The organism is Psychrobacter sp. ANT_H56B (assembly GCF_008369245.1).
GTDB lineage: Bacteria > Pseudomonadota > Gammaproteobacteria > Pseudomonadales > Moraxellaceae > Psychrobacter > Psychrobacter cryohalolentis.
Genome location: NZ_VOBF01000009.1, coordinates 59,301 through 85,471, shown reverse-complemented (window position 1 = coordinate 85,471; position 26,171 = coordinate 59,301). Strand labels below are relative to the sequence as shown.

The following is a 26,171-nucleotide window of genomic DNA, read 5'->3' as shown; positions in this document are numbered from 1 at the left end:
GTGTTAGTTTGGTTGTTTAGCTGGCTTGGTCATTATTATGCCCCGTTTTATGCGGTTTCTTCTTTGACTCTGCGCGCGTTACTGGCGGTCGTTACCGCCCTTGCTTTTAGCATGATTTTTGGTAATCGCGTTATTCGACGTTTGCGTGCACTTAAGTACGGTCAGGCGATTCGTAATGATGGTCCGCAATCGCATTTGGTCAAAACTGGTACCCCGACTATGGGTGGGGTGCTGATTTTGAGCGCAATTGGGGTATCGACGTTACTTTGGGCGCGTTTGAATAATCCGTACGTTTGGATTTTGCTCATCGTCATGATTATCTTTGGTGCGGTAGGCTGGGCGGATGATTGGCTCAAAATTAAATATAAGAACCCCAAAGGTCTAATCGCTCGCAAAAAATACTTTTGGCTATCCATGGGTGCATTATTCGTCGGCATTTCTTTATATTATATTGCCACACTGCAGCCAGATATTGCGACGACTCGCGAGATGCAGGATTTATTAATACCTATCTTTAAAGATTGGATGATTCCATTTTCGGCAGTGCCGTTTGGTATTGGCTTTATTATCTTTACTTACTTTGTGATTAATGGCGCCTCTAACGCGGTCAATTTAACTGATGGCTTGGATGGCTTGGCGATTTTGCCAGTGGTCTTGGTTGCTGCAGGCTTGGGCGCGATGGCATATGTCTCTGGTGACGTACGCTTTGCGGATTACTTGCACGTACCTTATATTGCCTACAATTCTGAGGTGATTATTGTCTGTGGCGCGATGATTGGCGCAGGGCTTGGCTTTTTATGGTTTAACGCCCATCCAGCGCAAGTGTTTATGGGTGATGTGGGTGCGCTGTCACTGGGCGCAATGCTCGGTACCATTGCGGTAATGACACGCCAAGAAATCGCTTTCGCAATTATGGGCGGACTGTTCGTTGCAGAAGCACTGTCGGTAATGCTACAGGTTGGCTCATATAAGCTACGCAAAAAGCGCGTCTTTCGTATGGCACCGCTGCATCACCATTTTGAAGAGATCGGCTGGAAAGAAACCCAAGTGGTGGCAAGGTTTTGGATTATCGCCATTATCTTGGTAATCCTTGGCTTGATGACGTTAAAGCTGCGTTAAAACAATAACTCAGGTTAATCTCGATATTCTTCGTTAAAAAGCCATCTCAACAAGTTTGAGATGGCTTTTTTGTTTTCTATTCTATCTTCTCTTTTCTCATGCCTTTTATTACTTACTGAGCAGGAATTTTGGTAAAATAACAGCCATATTGCTATGATTTGAGATGCCTGTGTCCTTATTTATTTGTCCCCTTTGTCAGTCGCCACTGCAGCCCGCAATCGATACATGGCGCTGTGATGGTAGCTTGCACCCAAAACAAACTGCGCATCCTTTTGATGTGGCGCGTCAGGGTTACGTTAATCTGCTGCCCGTCCAACAAAAAAAATCTAAAGCACCGGGTGATAGTCAAGCATCCATCGAGGCACGTAAACGGTTTTTAAATGCAGGGTATTATCAGCCATTACAGGCACTGATATGCCAAAAAATGGTGGAACTGTTAGCAAAAAACGAGTTGCCATCTGAACAAACTGGTAAACCAGTCAATTGGCTGGATATCGGCTGCGGCGAAGGTTATTACACCCAAGCGATGGCTCAGACGGGTATGGATACACTTATTGCGGCGGATATTAGTAAACCTGCCATAGTAGAGCTTGCAAAAGCGAGCAAGGCAGCAAGTTCTCTTTGGAGTCAGCAAGATAAGAACGATGGTATTGAAACGGCAGTGATTTATCCATTAGTAACCAGCGCTGCTCATTTGCCCTTACCTGCGCAAAGTATCAATGGGATTAGCAGTATTTTTAGTCCCATTCTGCCAGAAGCGTTCAATGAAGTATTAAGCGATGAGGGTTATTTAATCATTGCTAAGCCAGATATCAGGCATTTAGCAACGATGCGTGAGGCTTTGTTTAACGATGTCCGTGAGCACGATTCTGACAAGTTTTTGCAGGAATTAGCGCCATATTTTACGCTGCTTAACACTTATAATGTCAGTACTGAGTTAAAATTATCAGCAGATGATTTGGCCGATTTGCTGACCATGACGCCTTATGCGTACCGTGCACGTGGTGAAAAAAGACAAGCATTATTGGCACAGGTTGCGACAGCGCCATTTGCAACCGAAGCAAAATTTACCCTGTATGTTTTGCAAAAAAAGCGCCTGCATAGGCTGATTAACTGAGCTTAGTAACGTATAAAATGGGATCTATAAAACAGGTCCCATCGTAGCAATGATGTTGTTCCATATCCTAGAAGATAGTGGCCAGTTTTTGACCTCTTCACGTGTTACTTCGTCTGAGTCAGCGATATATTGGTATTGGCGCTCGATAATATCCGCCGTCAGCTTTTTATCGCTAAAGACAACGTTATTCTCATAATTCAAATCAAAGCTACGCAAGTCTAAATTGGTCGAGCCAATCAAGCTAATTTCACCATCAATCGTCAAGGTCTTTGCGTGTAACAAGCCTGGTTTATATTCATAAATTTTTACCCCCGCTTCGAGCAATTGCCAATAATAACTGCGACTGGTCGCGGCAACGATAAAGGAATCGTTATTTTTTGGAAAAACCATCGTCACTTCAACCCCGCGATAGGCAGTAGCGCATAAAATACTGACGAGTGAATAATCGGGCACGAAATAAGGCGTAGAGATAATCAGCGTCTCTTGCGCTTGGCTAATCAAAGCACCTAAAAACTGTGGCGTGGTACCGTGCCGCTGAGTGGGACCATCTGAAAAAACTTGGGCAGGAAAGCCATTAGGCTTTGGCGTGCTATCATAATAAAAGCTATCAAGCGAAGTATCTGGGTTTTCAATCAGCCAATCACTGGCAAATAACATCTGATTCTGCGCGACCACAGGTCCTTCGATACGCAGCATAATATCGACCCACGGCGCATATTTTGGCTTTACCATAAATTCAGGATCGGCGCAGTTACGACTGCCAGAGTAGCCAATTTTGCCATCAATAACAGTGATTTTGCGGTGATTACGCAGATCAATACGGCTAAACAGCATTACTTTTACAAAGTTAGTTAGTGGGAGAGCTACACTGACTTGTACGCCAGCATCTTGCATTTCTTGCCATATCTTTGAGCTCACCATCTTCCGTGAGCCCATGCCATCAACCATTGCTCGACAAGTAACGCCGCGCTTTGCTGCTCGGATGAGAGCTTGCGCGGTATCAATACCCATGCCATCGACGAGCCAAATGTAATACAGCACATGGATATGGTCTGTTGCAGCATCAAAATCGGCAATCATGCGTCTGCGGGTTTCGCTTGCATCTGCCATGAGCTCTGCCTGATTACCCTCCATAGTATGAAAACCAGTGGCTTTTGCTGCATAAGCGAAGGAAGCTTGATAAGCGGGCTTGATCATCTTCTCTAACGTCGTCTCATGACCAAGAACGCTTGGACTATGAGTATTTAATCGCTTAATGATATCGTCGCGTTTTTGCCCAAAGTCATGACCCAAATGCACTTCACCAAACATCCAGTAAATCAGCACACCAAAATAAGGCAAAATAAACAGGATGACAATCCATGCTAATCTAGCAGGCGAGGTCAAATCATGACGAGATAAGACCCGTAAAGAAATCAGTATCAGTAGGATAAAATGTAGCGTCAACAAAATATCTACGATCATAACAGCGTCCCTTATTATTTTTTATCTAAAAAGTATCAATCGCTTTAACTAATCAAAAAGAGAAGTACTATGAAAACCGTCTAGTATTCTCCAAAAAGCCAACCGCTGACAAAGGCAAAGTACTCTCTAAACCACGCGTTGTAGCGAATGGATAACGGAGTAGGACTGGCAAGCATAATAGGTTGCACGTAGCCTTGATGCCGAGCGATGTTTGCGGCGCGAATAATATGAAAATCACTGGTCACGATAGCGATGGGCGCTTTAATAGAAATGCCTTTTGCCGCTAATATCTCTTGGCTATAAATAAGGTTTTCTGCTGTACTCGTGCTTTGACCTTCTTGCAAAATATGCTTAAGAGGAATGTCATATGTATCGTACAAGTAGGTTGCCATAATATAGGCTTCGCTACGTGTCTGACCAAAACCTATACCACCGCTAGTGATGACTAGCGCGCTTTTTTGTGAATCGATAAGGGGCGCGGCAGTATCTAAGCGTTTGGCAAGTGTTGGTGTAGGTTTGCCTGCCACCGTACCTGACCCTAGCACAATGATGGCAGCGACTTCAGGTATGGATTTAGCACTTTGTTTAATCTGCTGCTGTAATGCATAAACAAAAATGCCAAAACTGATCAACCAGATAAAAAACACCATCCATAGCCCATACCACAGACGGCCTAACCAACGATTTTGGCAGATAAATCTTATTATGTTACGCCAAAAAATACCATGAGCAACAAACACCATACCCACTAAAAAGGGTACAACAGAACCAAAATTTACCTTACCTACTGCCATCAAAATCGTACAGTCGACGATCATAAGGCTACCGATAATGGTGAATATAACTCGCACTGGCATCATGAAGTTTTTTGGCAGGGGTGTACGATTGTTTAAAGGCAATATATTCAATGGATCTTCTATGGTGATATTAGTTTGGACGCTATAGCGTGTCTGATAAGAGACTGGTTGATCCCATGATAACGCACCCTGTTTTGAGATAACGTCTCATTGTTGTTACTAGGAAAGACAAATTCAATGATAAGGGTGGAAGAGAGAGTTAAAGCGGTTTAAGGTTGAAGAAATCATCTATTAATGTAAATTTAGTGCTAAGAAAATCGTAGAAGGTGATATCAGAAAAACAAGCATGAGAAAACTATAAGATTTATCTTAACAGTTTTTAAGGGATATTTAGGAGGGGGTAGGACAGATTTGGAAAACTAGGATTTTATAAGATTGGCGGTGAAGGAGGGATTCGAACCCTCGATACGCTATTAACGTATACACACTTTCCAGGCGTGCGGTTTCAGCCACTCACCCACTTCACCGTTTTTAGTCCTGCTGACTTAAATACTGCACAGATTATTGATTGTAAATCTGATTTAGGCTTCAAGCTTTTAAATACTGTATATGATATACAGGCACTGATTTTTGCAAGACCTAGTATAGCGGATAGCATTTAAAATGTCACGGTGTCCGCAGTATCTTTCTTTATTCTTAGACGCCTGCTAGGATAGAGCATACCTAACGTTAAGTATAAATGGGTGAAAGTTGCATGAGAAGTATTTTTAAACATAAATTTAATCTGAAAAATACCATGATAATGATAGTAACTGCTACTATTCTGAGCATATCAACGGCACATGCTGATGATTTCACACAATGCAGCCAATCATTTTATGGCGGTGTCTATCCTGAATTCAGCAATACGAAGCTCAGTAATAATACCCAAGCACTATGTATGGACGGTTTCGCGGTCATGTATTCTGGTATATCACGTACACCATTATGGTCAGCAGAATATCTGGATCGTAAGCGTTTACAGCAGGCCAAACAAATCGACCGTGAAGACAGCTTTCATGAAGAAAGCCGATTGCCACAGTCCATGCGTGCCAAACTCTCTGACTATTCAGGCTCAGGTTATGACCGCGGACATTTAGCGCCTAATGGTGATATGGCCAATCGAAGTCAGCAGTATGATAGCTTTAGCCTTGCTAATATAGCCCCGCAATCACCACGTAATAATCGCTATATCTGGCGCAATATTGAATCGGCGACTCGCTATTTAACGCAGCAATATGGTGAAGTCTATACTGTTACAGGGGTTGCATTTACTGATAAAAAAGCTAAGCAACTAGCAGGGCGGGTACTGGTGCCCAGTCATTTCTTTAAAGCCGTTTATATTCCAGCGATCAATCAAGCAGGTGTTTACTATGCGCCAAACGACGAATCTGAGCGTATAGAAATCATTAGTATTGACGAATTGACGTCTAAAATTGGTATTGACGTCTTGCCGGTAATTGATGCAAAGACTAAAGTACAAGCTCTGGATTTACCGCTAAAGGCTGGTGAAGCGATAGATCTACCAACCACAGAGGTAGAAGAGCCTGCTTGGATATTATTCGTAGTAGCAATCTTTGAATGGCTCATGACACAATTGCAAACATAGGTCGTTTAAATATTGCTAAACCTGTGTGATTCTGATACATCCTGTAATATGCTACTCATGAAAAAAGGGGGATTAAATGATTGACCCATTTGCTAATAACCACCAAAGCATGCAAATTGGTGAGCTGGTGATTGAAAATCAAGAAGATAAAATTATTATTTATGGGGACATTAATCTGGTCTTAAATGACACTGGATATGAGCAGGCAAAGCAGCTGCATGAGCTTAGCGGTAAAATTTTAAGCGCCTTCGAAAGTAAAAGTCTTTATATTAATGATGAGGCCAAGTCAAAAGAAAAAGATGACCAATCGGGCAAAATTATAGACAATCCTTTCTTGTAACTTATTGATATAGTTTTGATTTTATAGAAATAATAAACTATAAAAAAATTACTAGGCAAATTCTTAAAATTGCTTATAATGGGTCAAGACAACGCTTATGCTGTCCAGATTTTTTATAAAGAGTAAATTGGTCATTTGGTATTTGCTGTACTAATGAGCGAAAACTGAATATAGTACCACTGAGCTGTAATAAAAAATTGTTGGCAAAGGATGAGCTTAGGACATAGAAACATATCGTTTCTAATAATCATTGAATGAAGGGAGTCTATTTATGAAACTATTCGCAAAAACTACATTAGCAATTGCTGGTATCAGTTTAGCAAGCATGGCATTCGCTGCTGATCCATTAGCCAATACTACTTGGCAGACTTATGACGAAGGCAAGCCAAAAGGCGTGGTTAAAATCACCGAGTCAAATGGCGTGTTGACTGGTAAGCTTATCAGCACCGTGTCAGAGAAAGGTCAGAAGCACGTTGGTATGACGATTATCTCTGGACTAAAAGCTGATGGTAATGGTAAATACAGTGGTGGTAAGATCACTGACCCTGAAAAGAACAAGACTTATAAATTGACTGCTAACTTGAATGGTAGCAATCTTGATCTAAAAGGTCATTTAGGGCCATTCTCACGTAGCCAAACGTGGAAAAAGAAATAAGTCTGAGTTACTGTAACTCTCTTTATTAAGCTAAGTCTTAATAAAGGATAAAAAAATCCCGCATTGCCGAAAGGTATTGCGGGATTTTTAGTAGTGTCTGTTGTTATATTTCTGTTTAAAGTAAAATTAAGATCCTGATTAGATATTCATCTCAAAACAAAAGCGGTATAAGATAACTATAGCTTTGCTAGGATAGATGTTCATCGTAAACTGTGAGCAATGCGTGGCAGAGACTTTGAAATCCCTGCTAGCAGCACTACAGCATTCTTAAAGCAGAGTTATTAATATATCCCCTATCTTATAAATTCTGGATAGGCTTCCATACCACATTCGGCAATATCAGCACCTTGATATTCTTCTTCTTCAGAGATACGCAGACCGATGACAAACTTAATAATGCTCCAGACGATTAAGCTGCTTATAAAGACCCATGCAAAAATAGTCACAGCACCGACTAATTGACCCAGCAATGACGCCGCCGGATTGGTCAGCGGTACAATAAGCAGACCAAATAGACCCACCACACCATGGACAGAAATAGCGCCTACCGGATCGTCAATTTTTATTTTGTCTAGTAGTAAAATTGATAAGACAACGATGACACCAGCAGTCATACCAAATAAGGTAGCTTGTAGTGCTGACGGCGTTAAAGGTTCTGCAGTGATGGCAACCAAACCTGCCAATGCACCGTTTAAGAGCATGGTTAAATCGGCTTTACCAAATATAAGGCGTGCGATGAGCAACGCACCAATCGCTCCACCAGCAGCGGCGGCATTGGTATTCAAAAACACGACAGCGACAGAATTGGCGCTAGCGATATCACCCAGTTTTAATACTGAACCACCATTAAAGCCAAACCAGCCCATCCATAAGATTAAGGTACCAAGCGCTGCCAGTGGTAAGTTTGCACCAGGAATAGCGCGTATCTCGCCTTTAACGCCGTATTTACCTAGGCGCGCTCCTAAGAGTAGTACACCTGATAACGCCGCTGCCGCACCTGCCATATGTACGATGCCAGAGCCTGCAAAATCAGAGAAACCCAAGTCGCCTAGACTATACAAGCCAAAGACTTCCTTGCCACCCCATGTCCAGCTGCCTTCTAATGGATAAATGACACCAGTCATCACCACGGCAAACAGTAAGAATGCCCATAGTTTCATACGTTCAGCGACTGCACCTGAGACGATGGACATACAGGTGGCTACAAAGACCACTTGAAAGAAAAAGTCGGACGCGCTGGAGTAAACGGCATCGCCATTAAAACCGTTTTCAGCTGAGGTAGCTAATGCATCAGTGACCAAACTTTCGGTACCTGCAATACCACTCAAAAACAGATTGCCGTCATACATGATGGCATAACCGCATATCATATACATGGTACAGGCAGTCGCAAAAAGCGCGATATTTTTTGTTAGGATTTCGACGGTATTTTTTGAGCGAACCAGCCCTGCCTCTAACATTGTGAAGCCCGCAGCCATCCACATGACAAGCGCGCCACACATTAAAAAGTAAAACGTATCTAGCGCGTACTGGAGCTCAAAGATTTGATTTTGCATGTTAATTCCCCCTTGAATATATGCAATACAGAGATCGGTATGACCTATAAAGAGATATTTATAGGTAAGTCTTGCGCTTAGATAGCGTCAGGACCTGTCTCACCCGTACGAATACGAATGACTTGCTCGAGATTGGTCACAAATATCTTACCGTCTCCGATTTTACCGGTACTAGCGATACGCGTGATAGCTTCAATAGCTGGCTCAACCATCTCATCCATCACCGCCACTTCCACTTTTACTTTAGGCAAAAAATCCACCACGTACTCGGCGCCGCGATAGAGCTCAGTATGACCTTTTTGACGACCGAAACCTTTGACTTCAGTGACGGTAACGCCTTTTACACCAATGTCAGAAAGCGCTTCACGCACATCATCGAGCTTAAACGGTTTTAAGATCGCAGTGATTAGCTTCATAAAAAAATCCTTATATGGGTGATGTCGCAGGTCAATAGATGCCATTTGATGCAACATATTATGATCATGCTTATATTAAATGATTCAAGAATTGTGCCAAACTTACTCAAGGGGGAAGATAAAATAAGGCGCATTTACTCAAAATCATTAGCATAATGACAAAAATGGCGTCTATACAGCAAATATAATCCTCATTTTACTGTGTATAAATAGACAATTAACCTGTAACGTTACATGAATACAAACTTTATTATAACTAACTTTTTAATCACTTGGGGGAGGATATGGCTTTATTTCCTGTGATGATTTGCTAAATGATTGTAGGATATAAAAACAGCTAGAAAAGACAAAGGCTACCTGTTTAGCGATATAAAGAGTAGTCTCTATATCGCTAAACAGGTAGCCTGAGTGTCAAAAAGAATAAGCTAAGAGGCTGTCTTTAGGCCTTGGGGAACAATAAGTACGGAGTAGTGGTGCTACCTAATAGCTTTTTGGTGTCACTGCCTTTGAGTAGCTCAATCAAACGCGGCTGGGCAAAAGCACCTGTCATCAGTAGACCAATATCGTTGTCACGTTGATAGTAGGTTAGCGCTGCAGTGACATCACGGCAGTCGAGCAAGGTTTTTTTGCATTTAATACCAGCTTGTTTTAGGCGCGCGTAGGCTTCACGTAATGCATCGCAGTTTTCAGAATTCTCTTTGCCGACCATGACGATATGGATCATCAAGGCGCGCACTAAAGGTGTTTTACAGAGCCAATTCAGCATTTTGTGCGAAGTAGGACTATTATCAAACGCAAATAAAGCACTGGTAGGGGGCAAAAATAGTGCATGAGTCACCAAAATGGGGCAGTGACTTGAGCGGATAAGCTGGCTTAGAGTCGATTTACAAGTAACATGATGACCAATCACGATAAGTTGGGCTTGGTCATCGACATAATTAATACTGTCATCGAGCTTTTCATGCCGATGCAGCGTATAAGTCTTGATTTTGTGACGCTGCTGCTCGCAATAGCTGCTTGCTTGATGTAAAAGAAGCTTACCTTGCGCTTTTAACTCGCAATTACTCAAGTGCTCTTTTGTAGTGAATTGATCTAGTAAGGTATTTTCATCATCAATATTGAGGCAGCCTGAATAATCAACGGCTGCCTTTTGCTGTAAGCTTGGCACTGAATACAGCAGTCCAATCGGGGCTTGCAAGCGGATAGACGCCCACATGCTTGCTTCCAATACAGCTTGCACATGGTTTGGGCAGTCTAAGCAGGCAATCACGCTATCTGGCTTCAAATTACTCATAAAGGCATCACATCATTTCAATAACTTAAATGCAAGCTGGGCAGTCGAGATATGGCGCTCAACTGCCCAACCTGATTTATATACCAATATAATTACTGATCAATAAACCACTCGTTTATATCAGCTTGATAACACACATACAGTGCTAATCTAATAAACCAATATCTCGGCGATCATGAATCGAAAAACGATCGATAAGCGTACGGCTGGCACTATTCAATCCAACGACTTTTACCTCAATACCTTCGCGCTGCAAGCGTATCACCAGCTTATCTAAAGTATCTACTGCGCTGATATCCCAAAAATGCGCTTGGCTCACATCGATGTGAACATTATCTAATGCCTCTTTGGTATCAAAGCTTTGCAAAAACTGCGTGGTAGATGCAAAGAACACTTGCCCTTGAACGTAATAATAACGCGTATTGCTACTGTCATCATATTCGCTAAATACGGTTAAGAATTGACCAATTTTGTTAGCAAAAGCTAAAGCAGATAATAGTACGCCAACACCGACGCCATATGCTAAGTTGTGAGTAAAAACGGTGGTCAAAACTGTCGCTAGCATGACGATATTAAATGACATAGGATGGGTCTTAAATTCACGAATAGACTGCCAGTTAAAGGTACCAATAGATACCATAATCATCACAGCTACCAGCGCCGCCATCGGTATCAAGCTGACCCAATCATTTAAAAACACCACCATAATCAGTAGTACGACACCAGCGATGAGCGATGATAAACGGGTACGCCCACCAGATTTTACGTTAATCATTGACTGCCCAATCATTGCACAGCCAGCCATACCGCCAAAGAATCCTGATACGACGTTAGCGATACCTTGACCACGGCATTCGCGATTTTTATCGCTTGGCGTATCGGTCAGCTCATCGACGATGGTTGCTGTCATCATAGATTCCAACAAACCTACGATGGCAAGCGCGATAGAATAAGGCGCGATAATAAGTAAGGTAGTCAAGTTTAGGGGAATATCAGGAAGCAAAAACATCGGTAATGAATCTGGCAAGTCGCCCATACTACCAACGTTACGAATATCAAGATTCATATACATGGCAACAGCTGTCAAACCTACAATACAAATCAGTGGCGATGGAATAACGCGACCAATTTTAGGAATGAGGGGAAATAAATAAATAATCGCCAAACCTGCGGCAGTCATTATATAAACCGTCAGACCAACGCGTTCAGTGGCAGGGTTAAGCTCAGGCAACTGCGCGGCAAATATCAAAATTGCCAGCGCATTCACAAAACCGATAACGACTGAGCGCGACACAAAACGCATCAGATTACCCAGCTTTAAGATGCCCATAACGACTTGAATACCACCGCACAACAAGGTTGCAGCAAGCAAGTATTGCAGACCGTGGTCGGCAACCAAGTCAACCATGACCAATGCCATGGCTCCTGTAGCTGCCGAAATCATACCCGGACGTCCACCAACGAAACTGATGACTACTGCGATGCAAAATGAGGCATATAAACCAACTTTTGGGTCGACACCGGCGATGATAGAAAAGGCAATGGCCTCTGGAATCAGTGCCAGAGCAACGACTAAACCCGATAAGGTATCGCCACGAATATTGGAAAACCACTCTTCACGTAAATTACCAAAAAAAGATGTCATAAGTAAACTGCATATAGTTGGGGACAAAAAAAGCAATCATTACTCAGTGATAGAATGATTGCATTGTGATGAGCATTTCTAGAATGATAAAACTGTGTCCGCAATCATGGTCTGCGGTAGAAGAAGACAGATAAAACGTCAGAAAAATTATAAAAATACATATGATGAAAAATAAGGGAGAACATGCCTATCATACTATTAGCGTAATATGAAACATTGCCAATAAGAGGCGACAGTTGCACGATAGTCGTGACAACATGCTAAACTAAAATGCTATGCTGAAGTTGTCGTCAATATAGTCGCTCTTACTAAGGTCGCTATTATAGCATTAGCCACTCAATATAAAAACCGCCGTCTCATTGTATAAAGTATTGAAAAATCAGTACCGAAATATGGTTGATACCGTTATCATACTATTCATTTTAATCAAATGGTTCAGGCGATATGTGCAGTACATTGATTGTCTGTTTCCTTGATATCATTTTGTTCGTTTATTTGTTCGTTTCATAAAAGGAAAAGCCATGACCGCTAGCACCGCAACAGAAACCTTACTTCATAAAGGCAGTGGTTTACAAGTCGTGGTCGGTTTGGGGCAGTCGGGGTTATCGGTCGCGCATTATTTGGCTGAGCAAGGCTACCAAGTTGCCGTCACTGACAATCAGGAAAATCCTGCGTTAGCAGATAAGCTACCTGCTACTATTGATATCAGGCAGTTTGGTGCGATCGATGCCGAATTATTACAACAAGCGGCACGGATTATTATCAGCCCTGGTATCTCTTTAGATAATGTCGCCATTGCCGCGGCACGAGCTGCAAATATTCCAGTGGTCAGTGATATTCAGCTATTTTGTGAGGCTTGTACGGTACCAATCGTTGCGATTACAGGTTCAAATGCCAAGAGCACCGTTACGACACTGGTCGGACAAATGGCGGCAGATGCAGGTATCAATGTTGGCGTAGGCGGTAATATTGGTGTGCCAGCGCTGAGCCTATTGAGTAATAAAGAGATGGAGCTGGCGGTTATAGAGTTATCCAGCTTTCAGTTAGAAACGGTCACCAACTTAGGAGCGCAGGTCGCGACAGTCCTCAATATGTCGCCTGATCACTTAGATCGTCATGGCGATATGCTCGGCTATCACCAAGCCAAACATCGTATCTTTCAAGGCGCCAAATCAGTAGTGATTAATCGAGAAGATGCCTTGACGCGGCCACTGGTATCAGACAGTTTGCCAAGATTGAGTACTGGTATCCATGCGCCTAATAAAGGACATTATGGACTTATTACGGATACCGCCGGACAGACTTATTTGGCACGCGGCACAGAGCGTCTAATATCGGCAGACAAACTTAAGATAAAAGGGCGTCATAATCTGCTCAATGCCCAAGCAGCGTTGGCATTGGGCGAGCTTGCTGGTTTGCCGCTTGAAAGTATGCTAATTACTTTGCAGCAGTTTGCAGGGCTTGAGCATCGCTGCCAATATGTCTCTACAGTCGCTGGCATTGATTATTTTAATGACTCTAAAGGCACTAATATTGGCTCAACTATGGCGGCTGTTGAAGGTTTAGGTGCAGTTTATGCGCCAAAAGACGGTAAGCTGCTATTAATATTGGGCGGTCAAGGTAAAGGTCAGCAGTTCGGTGAACTTTCGCCCTTTATCAATCAATATGTGAGTCAAGTGATGTTTATTGGTGAAGACGGTAAGCAGATTGAGCAGCATTTACGCGCAGCGGGTCTCAGCGATGAGGTCAGCCTACATCAATGTCAGACATTAGAAAATGCTTTTGCGACGATTGAGCAAGTAACAGCAAGTAGTTTGTCGCAAGTACAGGCAGTGTTATTGTCACCTGCTTGTGCAAGCTTCGATCAGTTTGATGGGTTTGTCGCGCGCGGCGAGCACTTTAGCCAGCTCGTTAAACAATTGGATGTTGTGTCTTAAAGGTTTCTATCATGAACGGCAAAACCTAAGCATCTATATCGCCCTATTCAGTCTTATAAAGCGCCTTGTTACAATATTATGTGACCTGCGCTTTATAATCGTAAACACGACAAGCATTTTCTATATAAATGATTGTTTTGCTTACAAATTGCTGCTACTGTCAAAGAAAAGCATTATGGGCAAGAATTACAGACTGTAGCAGAGACAGTGAATGCTTTGATGAGTATTCATTGAAGGTTTTCTAATCGACACTTGCTTATGCGCAACTTTTTAGTCAAGTCTATTCACCAATATCTCTTTTTAATTTTTAAACGGTGGCGTTGCATAAACGCCGTGTTTTTTCGTTTGCTAGTGTATATAAAATTATGGCGCTCTCTTCTCTCTTTCGTTCTTCTTTTCAATCTCGACAACCTAACGGTTCAGATGGCGTTTTATCTATGCCATCTGCGCGTGCGATTTTATTATCTAGCGTTGGCTGTATGTTGGTGCTGAGCCTATTAATGGTGGCTTCGGCGTCTATTCCTTTTGCGCTCAGTCGCGGCATGACAGAGCTAAAGTTCTTTTATAATCAGCTTCTATACATGGGCATTGGACTGGCTATCGCAGCGGTTTCTTATCGGGTTGTATCCTTAAAGACCTTATATAAGACCGAAACCCAATTTATACTCTTAGCCATTACGGGAGCCTTGCTATTTGCGACCTTATTTAGCACGCCCATTAATGGCTCGAAGCGCTGGTTAACCTTAGCAGGATTCAACTTCCAGGTAGCAGAGCTTGCAAAGCTTGTAATGATTATATTTGTCTCAGATTTTGTCGTACGGCGCTCATTCGAAGTTCGTAACGGTTGGGATGGCTTTTTAAGGATTGCGTTGGTGGTTGGGATGATAACTTTCCTATTATTAGCGCAGCCAGATTTTGGCTCCTTTGTGGTTATTATTGGTATGGTCTTTGCAATTTTTTATATCGCTGGTGCTCCTTACAAACAGTTTATCGCCTTGGGTGCGGTCGCTGTCGGCGGCGCAGTATTAATGGTTGCGACGGTACAGTACCGATTAGTACGAGTGATGTCTTTTCTAGACCCATTTGATGATGTGCAAGATACGGATTATCAGTTGGCACGCAGTTTAATTGCCTTTGGCCGTGGACAGTTTACTGGTGTTGGTTATGGTGAAAGTGTGCAAAAACTGTCGCATTTGCCAGAAGCGCATACCGATTTTTTATTAGCCATTACGGGTGAAGAATTGGGTTTCGTTGGGGTGACGATGATTCTAATACTTGAAGCGCTGATTATCGGTAGTGCCATGCGTATTAGTTATACCGCTCTAAAGCGTCGGCAGATGCGCATGAGCTATACTGCTTTTGGCATTGCGGTCGTGTTTATTGCACAGACCATTATCAATGCTGCAATGAATATGGGTGCAATTCCGACTAAAGGTTTAACAATGCCTTTCTTTAGTTATGGTGGCTCATCAATGCTGATTAGCTTAGTGATGGTGGCGGTACTACTAAAGATTTATAAAGAAAGCCCTGAGATTGAAAAAAGCCAATGTCGCTATTACTAATTGGTATTTTTGATTTAGAGAAGCGTCGCTTATAGCGGCGTTTTTTGTTAAATAGTGGGCATATTTAAAGACTGCCTACCTTGTAATGGCGTGTTATCCCATTGAGCAATTGCTTGATTTAGCATACGCTCTGGCGAGTCATGCTCGACTGGTAACTGCCCTAATAGCTTTAACGCATACGCAAGTAATTTACTTGGATGACGGGTATCGATAGGCTGCGCAAGATTTTGCTTGGAGAGTTTTTGACCATCTGAATTGCATATCAAGGGCAGATGATACCAATGACTGATCGTCGGTAAGCGTGCTGCTTGCATGATACTGATTTGAGCAGTCGTCATCGGTAAGATGTCCAAACCGCGCATGATATGGGTGACTTGCTGTAGTCCATCATCAAGACTTGCCGCCAAAATATAATTAATCATGCCATCTTGACGTCGAGCCACCATGTCCCCTAAAGTTTGCTGCGGATTATCCCACTGTATGCCCTGAATACCATCATTAAATCCAATACAGTAATCTGGCAGCTGTATACGCAGTTTATGTTGTATAGGACTTAAATCCTCCTCAATACAAAAACGTGGATAACGTTGCCTATTAGGCTGTAGATCGCTATCTACTTTTCTATTATCGTTAATAGATAAGTCAGTGGATAATTTTACATCATTAAGCGCTATTTGCTGCTCTTGCTGTGTCCAATAATGCTCTAAACGCTTACGTGAGCACTGACAGCCATAAGTCAGAGGGCTCAATACTGAAGAGACATAATCATTATAAATATCAATGCGTTCAGATTGAAAAATAACATCGCCATCCCAGTTGAGTCCAAGCGCCTCTAAATCTATCAAAATTTGCTCGGTAAACTGTCTGTCACAACGTTCGGTGTCCGTATCTTCGATACGTAATAACCATTTGCCACCGAGTGATTTAATATGACAAAAGCTGGCAAGCGCGGTCGTTAACGAACCTAGATGTAGCTCACCTGTGGGTGAAGGCGCAAAACGGCCGATAGGCTGCATCAATTCAATATTGGTTGGCATGGTTTTTTCTGACTTAGACGGGGTAGAGGTTTTCAACATAGACAGTTATTGTAAAATGACTGAAGAGATAAATAGGATAAACAATCCACCTATAAAAAGATATTTAACAAATACGCTTATTTTGTTAGTGACTCGTCAACCTGCGTAAAGCCTATTTATAAAACGCAACGAGCGACCAATCAATGGTCGCTCGTCGTTATTATCATGCTTAATCAGAATGGCTTCAGTTCACTATATCTTGTATTTAGCAAACCTAAGCGCTGTTAAGTATGACCTTGGTTTTGGCGTTCTTTAATCTCAGACAATGTTTTGCAATCAATACACTGAGTTGCTGTTGGACGTGCTTCAAGACGACGCAAACCAATCTCTACGCCACAGGTTTCACAAAAACCATAATCATCATTTTCGATTTCTGAGATAGACTTGTCGATTTTGCGAATAAGCTTACGTTCGCGGTCACGTGTACGCAAAGTTAGCGCAAACTCTTCTTCTTGAGTGGCGCGATCATTGATGTCTGGCATGGCGCTCGACTCATCTTGAATATAAGTCTTAGTGCGATCCGCTTCACCGATAAGCTGATGCTTCCAGTCTAATAACATTGCCTTAAAATGTGCCAACTGCTCATCAGACATATACTCTTCGTCTTTGGCAGGTGCATAAGGCGTAAACTTAACATCACTTGGATTCGTAGTCAGGGTGCTCATATGGGTATCCTACTTTTTCAAATTAATTCAATAAAACGTGCTGTCAAAAGACCAGACGTTATCAATTTACCAAACGCTATAAATTTTCCCTTTATAAAACGTTTTACCACTTAGTAACACAGCTGATCTGATTAAAATGTTTGTCTCAATATGCTGATAATGACGTATCAATGGTCAAGTATATTGTCATAAATATTTTTATTTAAATGGTTATGCCTAAATAAAATAATAAGTCACTGACTGTGAAGACTTAAATTGTGGTCGATGTAGCCATCCTAGCTATTATAATATTGCCTAATGATATATTAAACTGTTGTGATTTTTATCACTATTTATCGTTTGTAATGCTGTCTTCAAAATATAGCTCTCAAGACGAAAATGCGATTAGTTATATGGATATCAACCTATACTGTGCCAGCCATTCTATAACGAATCAAGCAAAATCAGCGAACAATATAGCCGACAGACTCAAAGCACCATTATAGCCAGACAAGTAATCAATTCTAGTCAATAAAACTGGTCGTCAAGTATCTAGTCTTTCAACCCAGCTTGCAACCTTTCCATTGTTGGCTAATTGCAACCAACGATACCCTGGGCGCATATTTTTATCGTAGGCAAAATTGTCTTCAAACGGCTTAAATTGATAGCAGGTAGAAGGAGTGCTATATACAGTGACACCTTGATAATGGCGTGTTTGCTCTTGATGGGTATGCCCATTGATAATAACGCTAAGATTTTCAAAAGGGGTTATATGCTGCCAGAACTCTTCTGCATTTTCTGCCATATGGCTATCAATCCATTCGGAATCTACGGGCAATACATGATGATGGAGCGCGATGAGCGCGGGCTTAGCACAAGATGCTAGCTGCTCACGTACCCAATCAATGTCGGTCGCCGTAATCTCGCCTTCTACTTTGCCAGTAATCGATGAGTCTAGTAAAAGCAGCTGCCAATGCTCAGATTCAATCAAATGACGGCTAAGCAGACGTGGGTCAGAAGCCCTCGCAATCAGCGTCCGTTGGTAAAAAGGTAAATCCTCACCCATCTCATCAGTCACGTCATGATTGCCAGCAATACAGGCAAAAGGAATGCCCGTCTCCTTCAATACTGTAAAAATATGGTCATAAATAGCAGGCTCTACTTTATTGACCAAATCGCCTGTTACAATAATTAAATCACACCGTATCTCTTTGCTCAATGCTTGCTTGATAATTGCCTCAAAACTATATTGGCAAACAGCGACTTCACTACTGGTTTCATCAGCAGAAGCCGGCACATGTGATGATAGATGCAAATCAGTGATTTGCAATACATTCACCTGTCCGTCTGGCGTGCTGACGGCACTCACAGGATAGCTTGGCATTAAATTTGTCCCTTATCGAAGACTAACAATGAACACTTTTAGGATATTCAGATAATTAAATGCACTATGGCAGCTCACCTGATTTCTCAATGTCGTTTTAATAGAGCGCATTTTAGACTGCTGATAAGAAGGGTGTTCCCTCTTGCGTAAAGCGCTATTAACTATCATATTGATAGCATTAGTGAAATTTTACAACATTAAACGTATGAAAGCTTTATCAATTTTAATGAAATAAAGTTGTGCAAGGGAAAGAGATATTTGAGAGCATTACCTATGGCTATAGTGTGTTATGGCAAATGGCCTACCTTCTAACGGCGTGGCGACCAAAACTTTGCCAATATGGATTTTGATGTGGTCAGTTTTGAGATGATTAAAGCGGTAAAGAACAAACTGGCTAAGACCAAGACGATAGAGAGTCCAGTTTGGATATCAAGCCAAATACTACCCCATACACCGAGTGTCACTCCAAGTTGTGCTGTAAATAGGGCGATAATCACCATCTGTTTTGGTGATGCTGACCACAGGCGAGCAGTAAGAGCTGGCAATACCAGTAAGCCGCTGATCAATAAGCTGCCGACAGCTTGCAAAGCGATGGCACAGAACCCTGCTAATACGCCCATAAAAAACAGACGTTGGCGAGTAGGGTTAATGCCTTGTATACGTGCCAAAGCTTCATGGGTTGCCAATTTAATTTGGGCAGGCCATATATAAATGAGTAATGCTAATCCGACTAGTACGCTGCCAGCAATTAAGGGCAAATCTGCCCAATCAAGCTCAAGCAAGTTACCAAACAAGAACCCTAAGACGTTTGCTTGCTGATCGGTTAGTTGGGTTAAAGTTAATAGTCCCAGACACAGTAAGGATACGGCAACCACTGCTAGTACAGCATCGGCTGGTAAGCGCTCATCATCCATAAATACCAGTCCCAATACCACCATCACGCTGACCAACGCAATACCAATACCCATTGGCATCTGCCACCATACCGCTAGTGCCACACCTAGTAATGTCCCATGTGCTAATGCATCAGCGAAAAAAGCCATACGTCGCCACAACACCAAGCATCCTAAAGGTGCTGAAAGCAATGCTAAAATACTACCGGCAATCCAAGCAGGCGCAATAATGGCTAACCAAGCACTCATAATACATATCCGTAAATTTTTATAAAAAAGGTAATCAGGTCGTTTTTGATTTAAGTCATTTGATTTTTATTATATCTAGCTTGGTGCGTGATGCTCGCAGGCATGCGGCTGATGGACATACGGTTGCTCGTAATGATGACCGAATAGCTTTTGAAACTCACTGCTGATGGCAAGCTCACTCGGTTGACCTTCACAGCAAATATGCTTATTCAAGCAAATCACTCGTCGACTGCCTTTCATGACCCAGTGCAAATCATGCGAGACTACTAACATAGCACAGCGTAAAAATTCCGGTAGTTCATCAATAAATTGATACAACCAAACCTCCGTTTCAGGATCAAGACCCTGCATCGGCTCATCTAAAATCAATAAGTTGGGCTTATCTAATAACGCCCGTGCCAATAATACTCGTTGAGTTTCACCGCCAGAGAGGTGCAGCATCTGCCGCGAGAGTAAATGGGTCAATGATAATTTATCAAATATAAACTGCCGCTGCTCTGCCGTAAGGCGTTTTTTACGGGCTTGCGCTAAAAGGTCGCTGACACGTAATGGCAGTATTGGTGGCACAGAAAATCGCTGCGGCACATAGCCTATCTGTAAAGGCTCAGAAGGTGTGACCTGTCCAGATGTTGGTACAATCAGTCCCAAAATAAGCTTAACCAGCGTCGACTTGCCCGCACCATTGGGACCAATAACGCTTACCGTCTCATTGACTGCAATGTCAATATTAATATTAGACAGTAAACGTTGTTGACCAATATAGTAGCTGACATTGCTTAAGTTCAGCAGCTTACTTGTATTATTCATCAGATGACCGCGCATATGGATAGGGAATAGGTTTAAATATAACAGTAATCTAAATTTTTACTGACAGGCTTGGCAACGACCGCTCAGCTCAATCACACTACGAGCAACGGTAAAGCCGATATCTTCTTCAGCAAAGCTCATCATCTCTTGCACAGGTAAGCTGCTACACTCTTGTACGCGTTGACACTGCTCACAAATTAAAAAGGCTGCCGTATGATGAGCGCGTGGATGACAGCAAGGTACATAAGCATTGATAGAGGTCAGCTGATGAATCAAGCCTTCGCTCAATAAAAACTCTAAACTGCGATATACAGTTGGCGGTGCGACATTTTTCGTGCCCTCAAGCTCACTGTCATTATCTAAGAGTCGCATTTGCTGTAACTGAGTGATTAAATCATAAGCACCCACTGGTTTATTGGCCTGCAATACCAGCATATATATCTGCTGCCGTAAGGGGGTAAAACGCACACCTCGCATACGAGACTGCTCTTTTGCTGCTTCTAGACGCTCGGTCACATCCTGTGGCGTAAAATCTTGCACGTCATGAGCATGCTCACAGTTCGATGAAGTGGTCGGCATAGCACAAACTCCCAAAAGCATTTTCAATAAATGCAGAAAGCATTCGGTTTTAATTAAATTCCGCACAGTATAACGGTAAATGGCTATATCAATACGTAGATTTGCCAAACCTTACTATTACTTTTAATCAACATCGCTTTTGTAGGTTGAACTGCGGTTAGCAAAAACAGAATAACTGAAATGCAAAATAAAAGTGGGATTTCATTATGTTATACTATAACATAATGATTGGAAACTTAATATATTAAAGATATCGCAGTTCAATGACTTAATAGGATCAATAACGCATGATTGCCAATGCTCATAAAGCCACGCCGATTGTAGATAACAGCTTAAACGTTCAAGAAAAGAACCTTTTGCATAAGATGCAGCAATTAACACAGCAGTACTTCTTAATAGCTAGCTTGTTGATGTTAGGGTTTTTGGCGTTACCAGCTCAAGCGGCAACGGTGAGTGTGAGTAATTATCCATTATTTTTGTTAAGCCAAGCAGTTACTGAAGGCGCGCCCCCTGCCAAGCAATTGCTACAAGCAGGGGAGGTTGGGCATCATGGCAGTATCAGCCCGAGTGATATTAAGGCAATTAAAGACAGTACCTTTGTGGTTTGGTTTGGTGAGTCACTAGAAAATAACTTGGCAGCAAATTTAAACGACGCGCCTAACTCTATCGCTTTATTTAAGTTTGATGCTTTTAATCGCCATCCTTTGCGTGATATCAAAGGCAAGCCTATCGCTGGCACGCTTGATCCACATATTTGGTTGGATCCTAACAACGCCAAAGCCATTACCCGTGCGCTTGCCGTCATACATAGTCATGCCAATCCGCAATATAAAAAACTTTATCATGCCAATGCACAAAAATTTGCCCAACGTATGGATGCAGCAGTGGCAAACAGTAGTGCTAAACAAAAACCTTTGCCGTATTGGGCTTATCATGATGCTTATCAATATATGGAAAACAGCATGAACCTACAGCTCATCGGCAGCTTAAGTACTGACGATCATTTAGCACCAAAAGCCAGTCAATTACGCTGGCTTAACGAGCAGCGCCCCGCTAAGAAAATGTGTCTGGTCAGTCCAAGTGCGCCTGCCAAAGGTTTACTTGCCAAGTTACAGCCCGTTCAAGAAACCGTTCAGACAGAAGATATGAGTAATAGTAAGGACTTTGTCAGTGGGTGGCAAACGATGGCACAGCAGATTCGCCAATGTATATCATAATGGACTTATTAGAATAAGTGATTGAAACCGTTAATTAAGAATCTCTAAAGACTGTGATATAGCGCCGGTCAAAGACTGGTTATCTACGCTTAAGTATATGAATTCTTGATGATTGAGCTAGGTGACTGATAAAAGGTATATTTTACTTGCTTAAAAGGGGCTCGCTCCCTATAATAAGTGGCGTTTAATTTTGGTTAAAAGGTAACATCTGTAGAGTGAGCCATTCACGGATAATAGTGTCGCGATGATATTAGATAGCGATATAATCCAAATGTTTAAGGCTATAGGAATACCGATGACCAAGCCTGCCAAACGCACACAAAAAGATAAAATTGGTATTTATATCAAACGTCAAGCATGGATACTGTTTATCCTTATTATTATTGCTTGGCTTGTAGATACGATATGGCTGCACAGTTCGCTAACCGTTGCAAAAAGCACCGCTATTGGTGCCTTACTAAGTTTTGCCACACAAGCTGTCTTTGCTTTTTTTATCTTTTGGTATACCGGTTATCGCGCGCGCTTACATATTGTTAGCCAGCTTTATCGGGGTCAGATGGCCAAATGGCTATTGACTGTGTTTGGTTTCGCACTAATTTTTATTACCGTACAACCCCTATCAGCGCCTGCGCTGTTTATCGGTTTTATGGTAATGCAAATTAGTCACAGTTGGATGTTGTGGCATATACGCTAGTGTAATAAATGATAACTATATAGATAGTTACAGTATTCATTGCGCTTAGCAAGTCACCCTGCCGTCCAGCTTCTCTATGACTGATTTTAGAAAGTCGAAGCATAATAATTGTCTTAGGACAGTACCAACTATCGTGATATGAGCGTTTGATATAAGGTAGCGTGCAGTAATGTGCGGGTAGGGGAGCGCGAAATGAGCGTTTACTACTATTTATAATTAAATTCTTACAATTTAATTATAGATGCGAAGCAACGGTGTTAAACGCCACTAGCAGCTAACTTATTCATACAGCGGATAAAAAAGTCACAATTGACTTTACACGAATACAACCCTGCATTAATATATGCAGCTAAATATTTTACTTAACAGCGCTGTATTAAGCGTCGACTGTCAAAACACAGTGATAATAAGTAAACATATACATAAGAATTTTGCGTACACATGTAAAGGGCTATTACTGAACTATCATAAGCCCTTTTTTGATAGCTAAAATTTATCTTACGCTATCAAATCAGCATGAGTCATAGAACTATGGGTTGGATGTTATTGGTTACATGAGCGTGTTAGCATGAGTCATTTGCTTGCTTTGTTGCAAGGCAGATAAACATACTAAAATCTCATCAGATGACAACCATATTTTTGGTAGTTGATTAAATCGTTGATTAATAAGAAGCTGACATTATGGCAGGCGAGCAAACAACAACAGAATATATCTCTCACCACTTAACGAACTGGACGTACGGCTATCTGCCGGGCGAAGGTTGGAAAGTTGCCTATAATGCTGAAGAAGCTAGTGCAATGGGCTTTAAAGCTATCCACCTTGATTCTATGCTTTGGTCAATTGGTCTAGGCATTGTTTTCTGCGCCATCTTTTGGATGGTCGCTAGGAAAGTCACTTCAGGCGTGCCGGGTAAAACTCAGGCTGCAGTTGAGATGATCGTTGAGTTCGTTGATAACAACGTTCGTGATTCGTATAGTGGTACCTCAAAGCTGATTGCGCCTTTGGCGTTGACTATCTTTGTATGGATATTCTTAATGAACTTGATGGATTTACTACCCGTCGACTTTATCCCTATGATTGCTGGCCAAATCGGCGCACTGATGGGACATGATCCACATCATGTGTACTTTAAGATTGTTCCAACCACGGATCCTAATATCACGCTTGGCATGTCTTTTTCTGTCTTTATACTGATTCTATTTTATAGTATCAAAGAAAAAGGTTTAGGCGGCTTTGTTGGCGAGCTAACACTGCATCCGTTTAGTGCCAGAAACCCTATCGTACAAATTATTTTAATCCCCATCAACTTTATCTTAGAGTTTGTTACTTTGATAGCGAAACCTATCTCTTTAGGTTTACGACTATTCGGTAACATGTATGCTGGTGAGTTGATTTTCATACTGATTGCCTTAATGCCGTTTTGGATTCAATGGGCGTTATCAGTACCGTGGGCTATTTTCCACATCTTAATTATTACACTTCAAGCGTTCGTATTTATGATGCTGACGATAGTTTATATGTCACTTGCATCATCAACTGAACATTAATTAGACATTCAATAGGTAAATGAGGATACATCCATGGATCCAGTATTAGGTGGTTACACAGTTATCGCAGTAGCACTACTTATCGGTTTAGGTGCACTAGGTACAGGTATTGGTTTTGCTATTCTAGGTGGTAAATTCCTAGAAGGCGTTGCGCGTCAGCCAGAACTTGGTTCACAGTTGCAAACTCGTATGTTCATCGTAGCAGGTCTTCTTGATGCTATTCCGATGATCGGTGTTGGTATCGCTATGCTATTGTTGTTCGCTAACCCTCTAGCAGGTTAATCAGAAAGCTCAGTTGTAAATGTTTGGTAGTCAAAGTTTGTATCTTAACCATAGCCAAAGTTTGGCTATCAAATATGATCAATGAAACTGATTTTTCATTAACAAAGAGGTGATCACGTGAATATCAATTCTACCCTCATCGGTCAAGCCATTGCTTTTGCAATCTTTGTGATGTTCTGCATGAAATTCGTGTGGCCACCACTTATCGGCGCAATTAATGACCGTCAGCGTAAAATTGCTGAAGGCTTAAATGCCGCAGAAAAAGCAAAAGCAGATTTGGCGACCGCGGAGCGAGATGTACAGCAGGAGCTTGATCTTGCAAAGACTAAAGCTGCTGCTCTGATCGAGCAAGCAAATAAAAGCGCCAATCAACTTGTTGAAGATGCAAAATCGCAAGCCCAAGTGGAAGGCGAGCGCATTCGTCAACAAGCGCAAGCCTCTATCGACCAAGAAATCAATCAAGCACGTGAATCATTACGTGCCCAAGTTGCTGAATTGGCGGTACTTGGTGCAGAAAAGATTTTGCAAGACAAAGTCGATGTGCAAAAACATGCCAGCATGTTAGACCAACTGGCGGCGAAGCTGTAATTGTGAGGATATAATGGCTGACTTATCAACCTTAGCACGACCGTACGCTAAAGCCGCGTTTGACTATGCCAATGAAAACGGGGCAGTAAATGAGTGGGAAGACTTCTTATTTGTTGCCGCCACCGTTGTCAATGACAAGTCGTTCAGTACTTGGCTAGACAATCCAGCTGTTTCTGCTGAGCATAAGTCAGCTGCTTTGGTCGATCTTTATGATACGCAAGTAGCTAGCGCTAATGATTCTGCTTTTAAGCAGTTGTTAGATGCAAATAAAGGGGTTCGCCCTGACAGCAACGCCAGCTATCCAAAAGTATCAGTAGCATTTAGTAACTTCGTTAAACAGTTATCAGAACAAGAGCGTCTGGCGCTGCTTCCTGAAGTTTATGAGCATTATCGCCGTCACAAGGCAGTAAGCTTAAAGCAGCTTGACGCTTATGTGACCTCTGCTTATCCATTAACCGATGATCAGCGTGATATGCTACAAGCACGTCTTGCTGCTTCGCTAAATGCTAGCGTAGTGATTCATGAATCGGTGGATGCCAGTCTTTTGGCAGGCGTTACGATCAAAGTCGGTGACAAAGTCATCGATGATTCGATGCGCGGCAAGTTACAACAGTTAAAAACACAGCTAACGGCCTAATGCCAATCATTAACGTAGCTTAA

General features: G+C 42.1%; 25 protein-coding genes and 1 tRNA gene. 13 read left to right on the top strand and 13 right to left on the bottom strand.

Going from position 1 to position 26,171, the window contains the following annotated elements:
• Together mraY and FQ082_RS10910 are read left to right on the top strand one after the other, a co-directional pair.
• Positions 1-1,119 carry a phospho-N-acetylmuramoyl-pentapeptide-transferase gene (gene mraY / locus FQ082_RS10915; protein ID WP_149493107.1) on the top strand — a complete coding sequence of 373 codons (1,119 nt, stop codon included), beginning with the start codon at positions 1-3 and terminating at the stop codon, positions 1,117-1,119.
• A gap of 163 nt (positions 1,120-1,282) precedes the next feature.
• Complete coding sequence (locus FQ082_RS10910; RefSeq protein ID WP_149493106.1) at positions 1,283-2,236, top strand: putative RNA methyltransferase; 954 nt, start codon at positions 1,283-1,285, stop codon at positions 2,234-2,236.
• A gap of 24 nt (positions 2,237-2,260) precedes the next feature.
• On the opposite strand, the gene cls is transcribed toward FQ082_RS10910, so the two are convergent.
• The 3 genes from cls to FQ082_RS10895 form a co-directional block, all read right to left on the bottom strand.
• Positions 2,261-3,700, bottom strand: a complete 1,440-nt coding sequence (gene cls / locus FQ082_RS10905) for a cardiolipin synthase (protein WP_149493105.1) — start codon at positions 3,698-3,700, stop codon at positions 2,261-2,263.
• Positions 3,701-3,780: 80 nt separating this feature from the next.
• Positions 3,781-4,560: a YdcF family protein gene (locus FQ082_RS10900; protein WP_149493141.1), complete on the bottom strand. Its 780-nt coding sequence runs from the start codon at positions 4,558-4,560 to the stop codon at positions 3,781-3,783.
• A 373-nt stretch (positions 4,561-4,933) separates the two neighbouring features.
• Positions 4,934-5,024, bottom strand: a tRNA-Ser gene (locus FQ082_RS10895).
• A gap of 269 nt (positions 5,025-5,293) precedes the next feature.
• Here FQ082_RS10895 and FQ082_RS10890 point away from each other — a divergent pair.
• From FQ082_RS10890 to FQ082_RS10880, 3 genes are all read left to right on the top strand, one after another.
• Positions 5,294-6,145, top strand: a complete 852-nt coding sequence (locus FQ082_RS10890) for a DNA/RNA non-specific endonuclease (RefSeq protein ID WP_262498208.1) — start codon at positions 5,294-5,296, stop codon at positions 6,143-6,145.
• Positions 6,146-6,221: 76 nt separating this feature from the next.
• Complete coding sequence (locus tag FQ082_RS10885; protein WP_149493103.1) at positions 6,222-6,485, top strand: hypothetical protein; 264 nt, start codon at positions 6,222-6,224, stop codon at positions 6,483-6,485.
• A 271-nt stretch (positions 6,486-6,756) separates the two neighbouring features.
• The gene (locus FQ082_RS10880) at positions 6,757-7,140 is read left to right on the top strand and encodes a DUF2147 domain-containing protein (RefSeq protein ID WP_133104958.1); all 384 of its coding nucleotides are present in this window, start codon (positions 6,757-6,759) and stop codon (positions 7,138-7,140) included.
• A 293-nt stretch (positions 7,141-7,433) separates the two neighbouring features.
• Here the strand turns inward: FQ082_RS10880 and FQ082_RS10875 are convergent, their stop codons facing one another.
• The 4 genes from FQ082_RS10875 to FQ082_RS10860 form a co-directional block, all read right to left on the bottom strand.
• A complete protein-coding gene (locus FQ082_RS10875) occupies positions 7,434-8,696 on the bottom strand; it encodes an ammonium transporter (protein WP_149493102.1) in 1,263 nt (420 codons plus the stop codon).
• Positions 8,697-8,773: 77 nt separating this feature from the next.
• Positions 8,774-9,112 carry a P-II family nitrogen regulator gene (locus FQ082_RS10870; protein ID WP_011514651.1) on the bottom strand — a complete coding sequence of 113 codons (339 nt, stop codon included), beginning with the start codon at positions 9,110-9,112 and terminating at the stop codon, positions 8,774-8,776.
• Positions 9,113-9,551: 439 nt separating this feature from the next.
• Positions 9,552-10,406 (bottom strand): universal stress protein, encoded by an 855-nt coding sequence (locus tag FQ082_RS10865; protein WP_149493101.1) that lies wholly within the window; start codon positions 10,404-10,406, stop codon positions 9,552-9,554.
• Positions 10,407-10,551: 145 nt separating this feature from the next.
• Positions 10,552-12,051 carry a SulP family inorganic anion transporter gene (locus FQ082_RS10860; protein WP_011514649.1) on the bottom strand — a complete coding sequence of 500 codons (1,500 nt, stop codon included), beginning with the start codon at positions 12,049-12,051 and terminating at the stop codon, positions 10,552-10,554.
• Positions 12,052-12,572: 521 nt separating this feature from the next.
• Between FQ082_RS10860 and murD the strand changes: the two genes are divergently transcribed.
• Both murD and FQ082_RS10850 read left to right on the top strand, forming a co-directional pair.
• Complete coding sequence (murD, locus tag FQ082_RS10855) at positions 12,573-13,988, top strand: UDP-N-acetylmuramoyl-L-alanine--D-glutamate ligase (protein WP_149493100.1); 1,416 nt, start codon at positions 12,573-12,575, stop codon at positions 13,986-13,988.
• Positions 13,989-14,425: 437 nt separating this feature from the next.
• Positions 14,426-15,550, top strand: coding sequence for an FtsW/RodA/SpoVE family cell cycle protein (locus FQ082_RS10850; protein ID WP_149493099.1), 1,125 nt, complete (start codon positions 14,426-14,428; stop codon positions 15,548-15,550).
• Positions 15,551-15,597: 47 nt separating this feature from the next.
• Here FQ082_RS10850 and gluQRS read toward each other — a convergent pair whose 3' ends face one another.
• The 6 genes from gluQRS to FQ082_RS10820 form a co-directional block, all read right to left on the bottom strand.
• Positions 15,598-16,587, bottom strand: a complete 990-nt coding sequence (gene gluQRS, locus FQ082_RS10845; RefSeq protein ID WP_149493098.1) for a tRNA glutamyl-Q(34) synthetase GluQRS — start codon at positions 16,585-16,587, stop codon at positions 15,598-15,600.
• 263 nt (positions 16,588-16,850) lie between these two features.
• On the bottom strand, positions 16,851-17,291 hold the full coding sequence (gene dksA, locus FQ082_RS10840; protein WP_011514645.1) for an RNA polymerase-binding protein DksA: 441 nt from the start codon (positions 17,289-17,291) through the stop codon (positions 16,851-16,853).
• 523 nt (positions 17,292-17,814) lie between these two features.
• The gene (locus FQ082_RS10835; protein ID WP_149493097.1) at positions 17,815-18,654 is read right to left on the bottom strand and encodes a metallophosphoesterase; all 840 of its coding nucleotides are present in this window, start codon (positions 18,652-18,654) and stop codon (positions 17,815-17,817) included.
• Between the two features lie 308 nt (positions 18,655-18,962).
• On the bottom strand, positions 18,963-19,796 hold the full coding sequence (locus FQ082_RS10830; RefSeq protein WP_020444438.1) for a metal ABC transporter permease: 834 nt from the start codon (positions 19,794-19,796) through the stop codon (positions 18,963-18,965).
• A gap of 75 nt (positions 19,797-19,871) precedes the next feature.
• Positions 19,872-20,603 (bottom strand): metal ABC transporter ATP-binding protein, encoded by a 732-nt coding sequence (locus FQ082_RS10825; RefSeq protein WP_227673050.1) that lies wholly within the window; start codon positions 20,601-20,603, stop codon positions 19,872-19,874.
• Between the two features lie 57 nt (positions 20,604-20,660).
• On the bottom strand, positions 20,661-21,182 hold the full coding sequence (locus FQ082_RS10820; RefSeq protein WP_149493096.1) for a Fur family transcriptional regulator: 522 nt from the start codon (positions 21,180-21,182) through the stop codon (positions 20,661-20,663).
• A gap of 287 nt (positions 21,183-21,469) precedes the next feature.
• Between FQ082_RS10820 and FQ082_RS10815 the strand changes: the two genes are divergently transcribed.
• The 6 genes from FQ082_RS10815 to FQ082_RS10790 all read left to right on the top strand — a co-directional run bounded on the left by FQ082_RS10815 (position 21,470) and on the right by FQ082_RS10790 (position 26,148).
• Positions 21,470-22,399: a metal ABC transporter solute-binding protein, Zn/Mn family gene (locus FQ082_RS10815; RefSeq protein ID WP_149493095.1), complete on the top strand. Its 930-nt coding sequence runs from the start codon at positions 21,470-21,472 to the stop codon at positions 22,397-22,399.
• Positions 22,400-22,694: 295 nt separating this feature from the next.
• A complete protein-coding gene (locus tag FQ082_RS10810) occupies positions 22,695-23,093 on the top strand; it encodes an ATP synthase subunit I (RefSeq protein ID WP_149493094.1) in 399 nt (132 codons plus the stop codon).
• A gap of 681 nt (positions 23,094-23,774) precedes the next feature.
• Positions 23,775-24,641: a F0F1 ATP synthase subunit A gene (gene atpB / locus FQ082_RS10805; protein WP_149493093.1), complete on the top strand. Its 867-nt coding sequence runs from the start codon at positions 23,775-23,777 to the stop codon at positions 24,639-24,641.
• A 33-nt stretch (positions 24,642-24,674) separates the two neighbouring features.
• On the top strand, positions 24,675-24,923 hold the full coding sequence (gene atpE / locus FQ082_RS10800; protein ID WP_010197960.1) for a F0F1 ATP synthase subunit C: 249 nt from the start codon (positions 24,675-24,677) through the stop codon (positions 24,921-24,923).
• Positions 24,924-25,040: 117 nt separating this feature from the next.
• On the top strand, positions 25,041-25,511 hold the full coding sequence (locus tag FQ082_RS10795; protein WP_011514637.1) for a F0F1 ATP synthase subunit B: 471 nt from the start codon (positions 25,041-25,043) through the stop codon (positions 25,509-25,511).
• A gap of 13 nt (positions 25,512-25,524) precedes the next feature.
• Positions 25,525-26,148, top strand: coding sequence for a F0F1 ATP synthase subunit delta (locus FQ082_RS10790; RefSeq protein WP_020444434.1), 624 nt, complete (start codon positions 25,525-25,527; stop codon positions 26,146-26,148).
• Positions 26,149-26,171 lie beyond the last annotated feature (23 nt).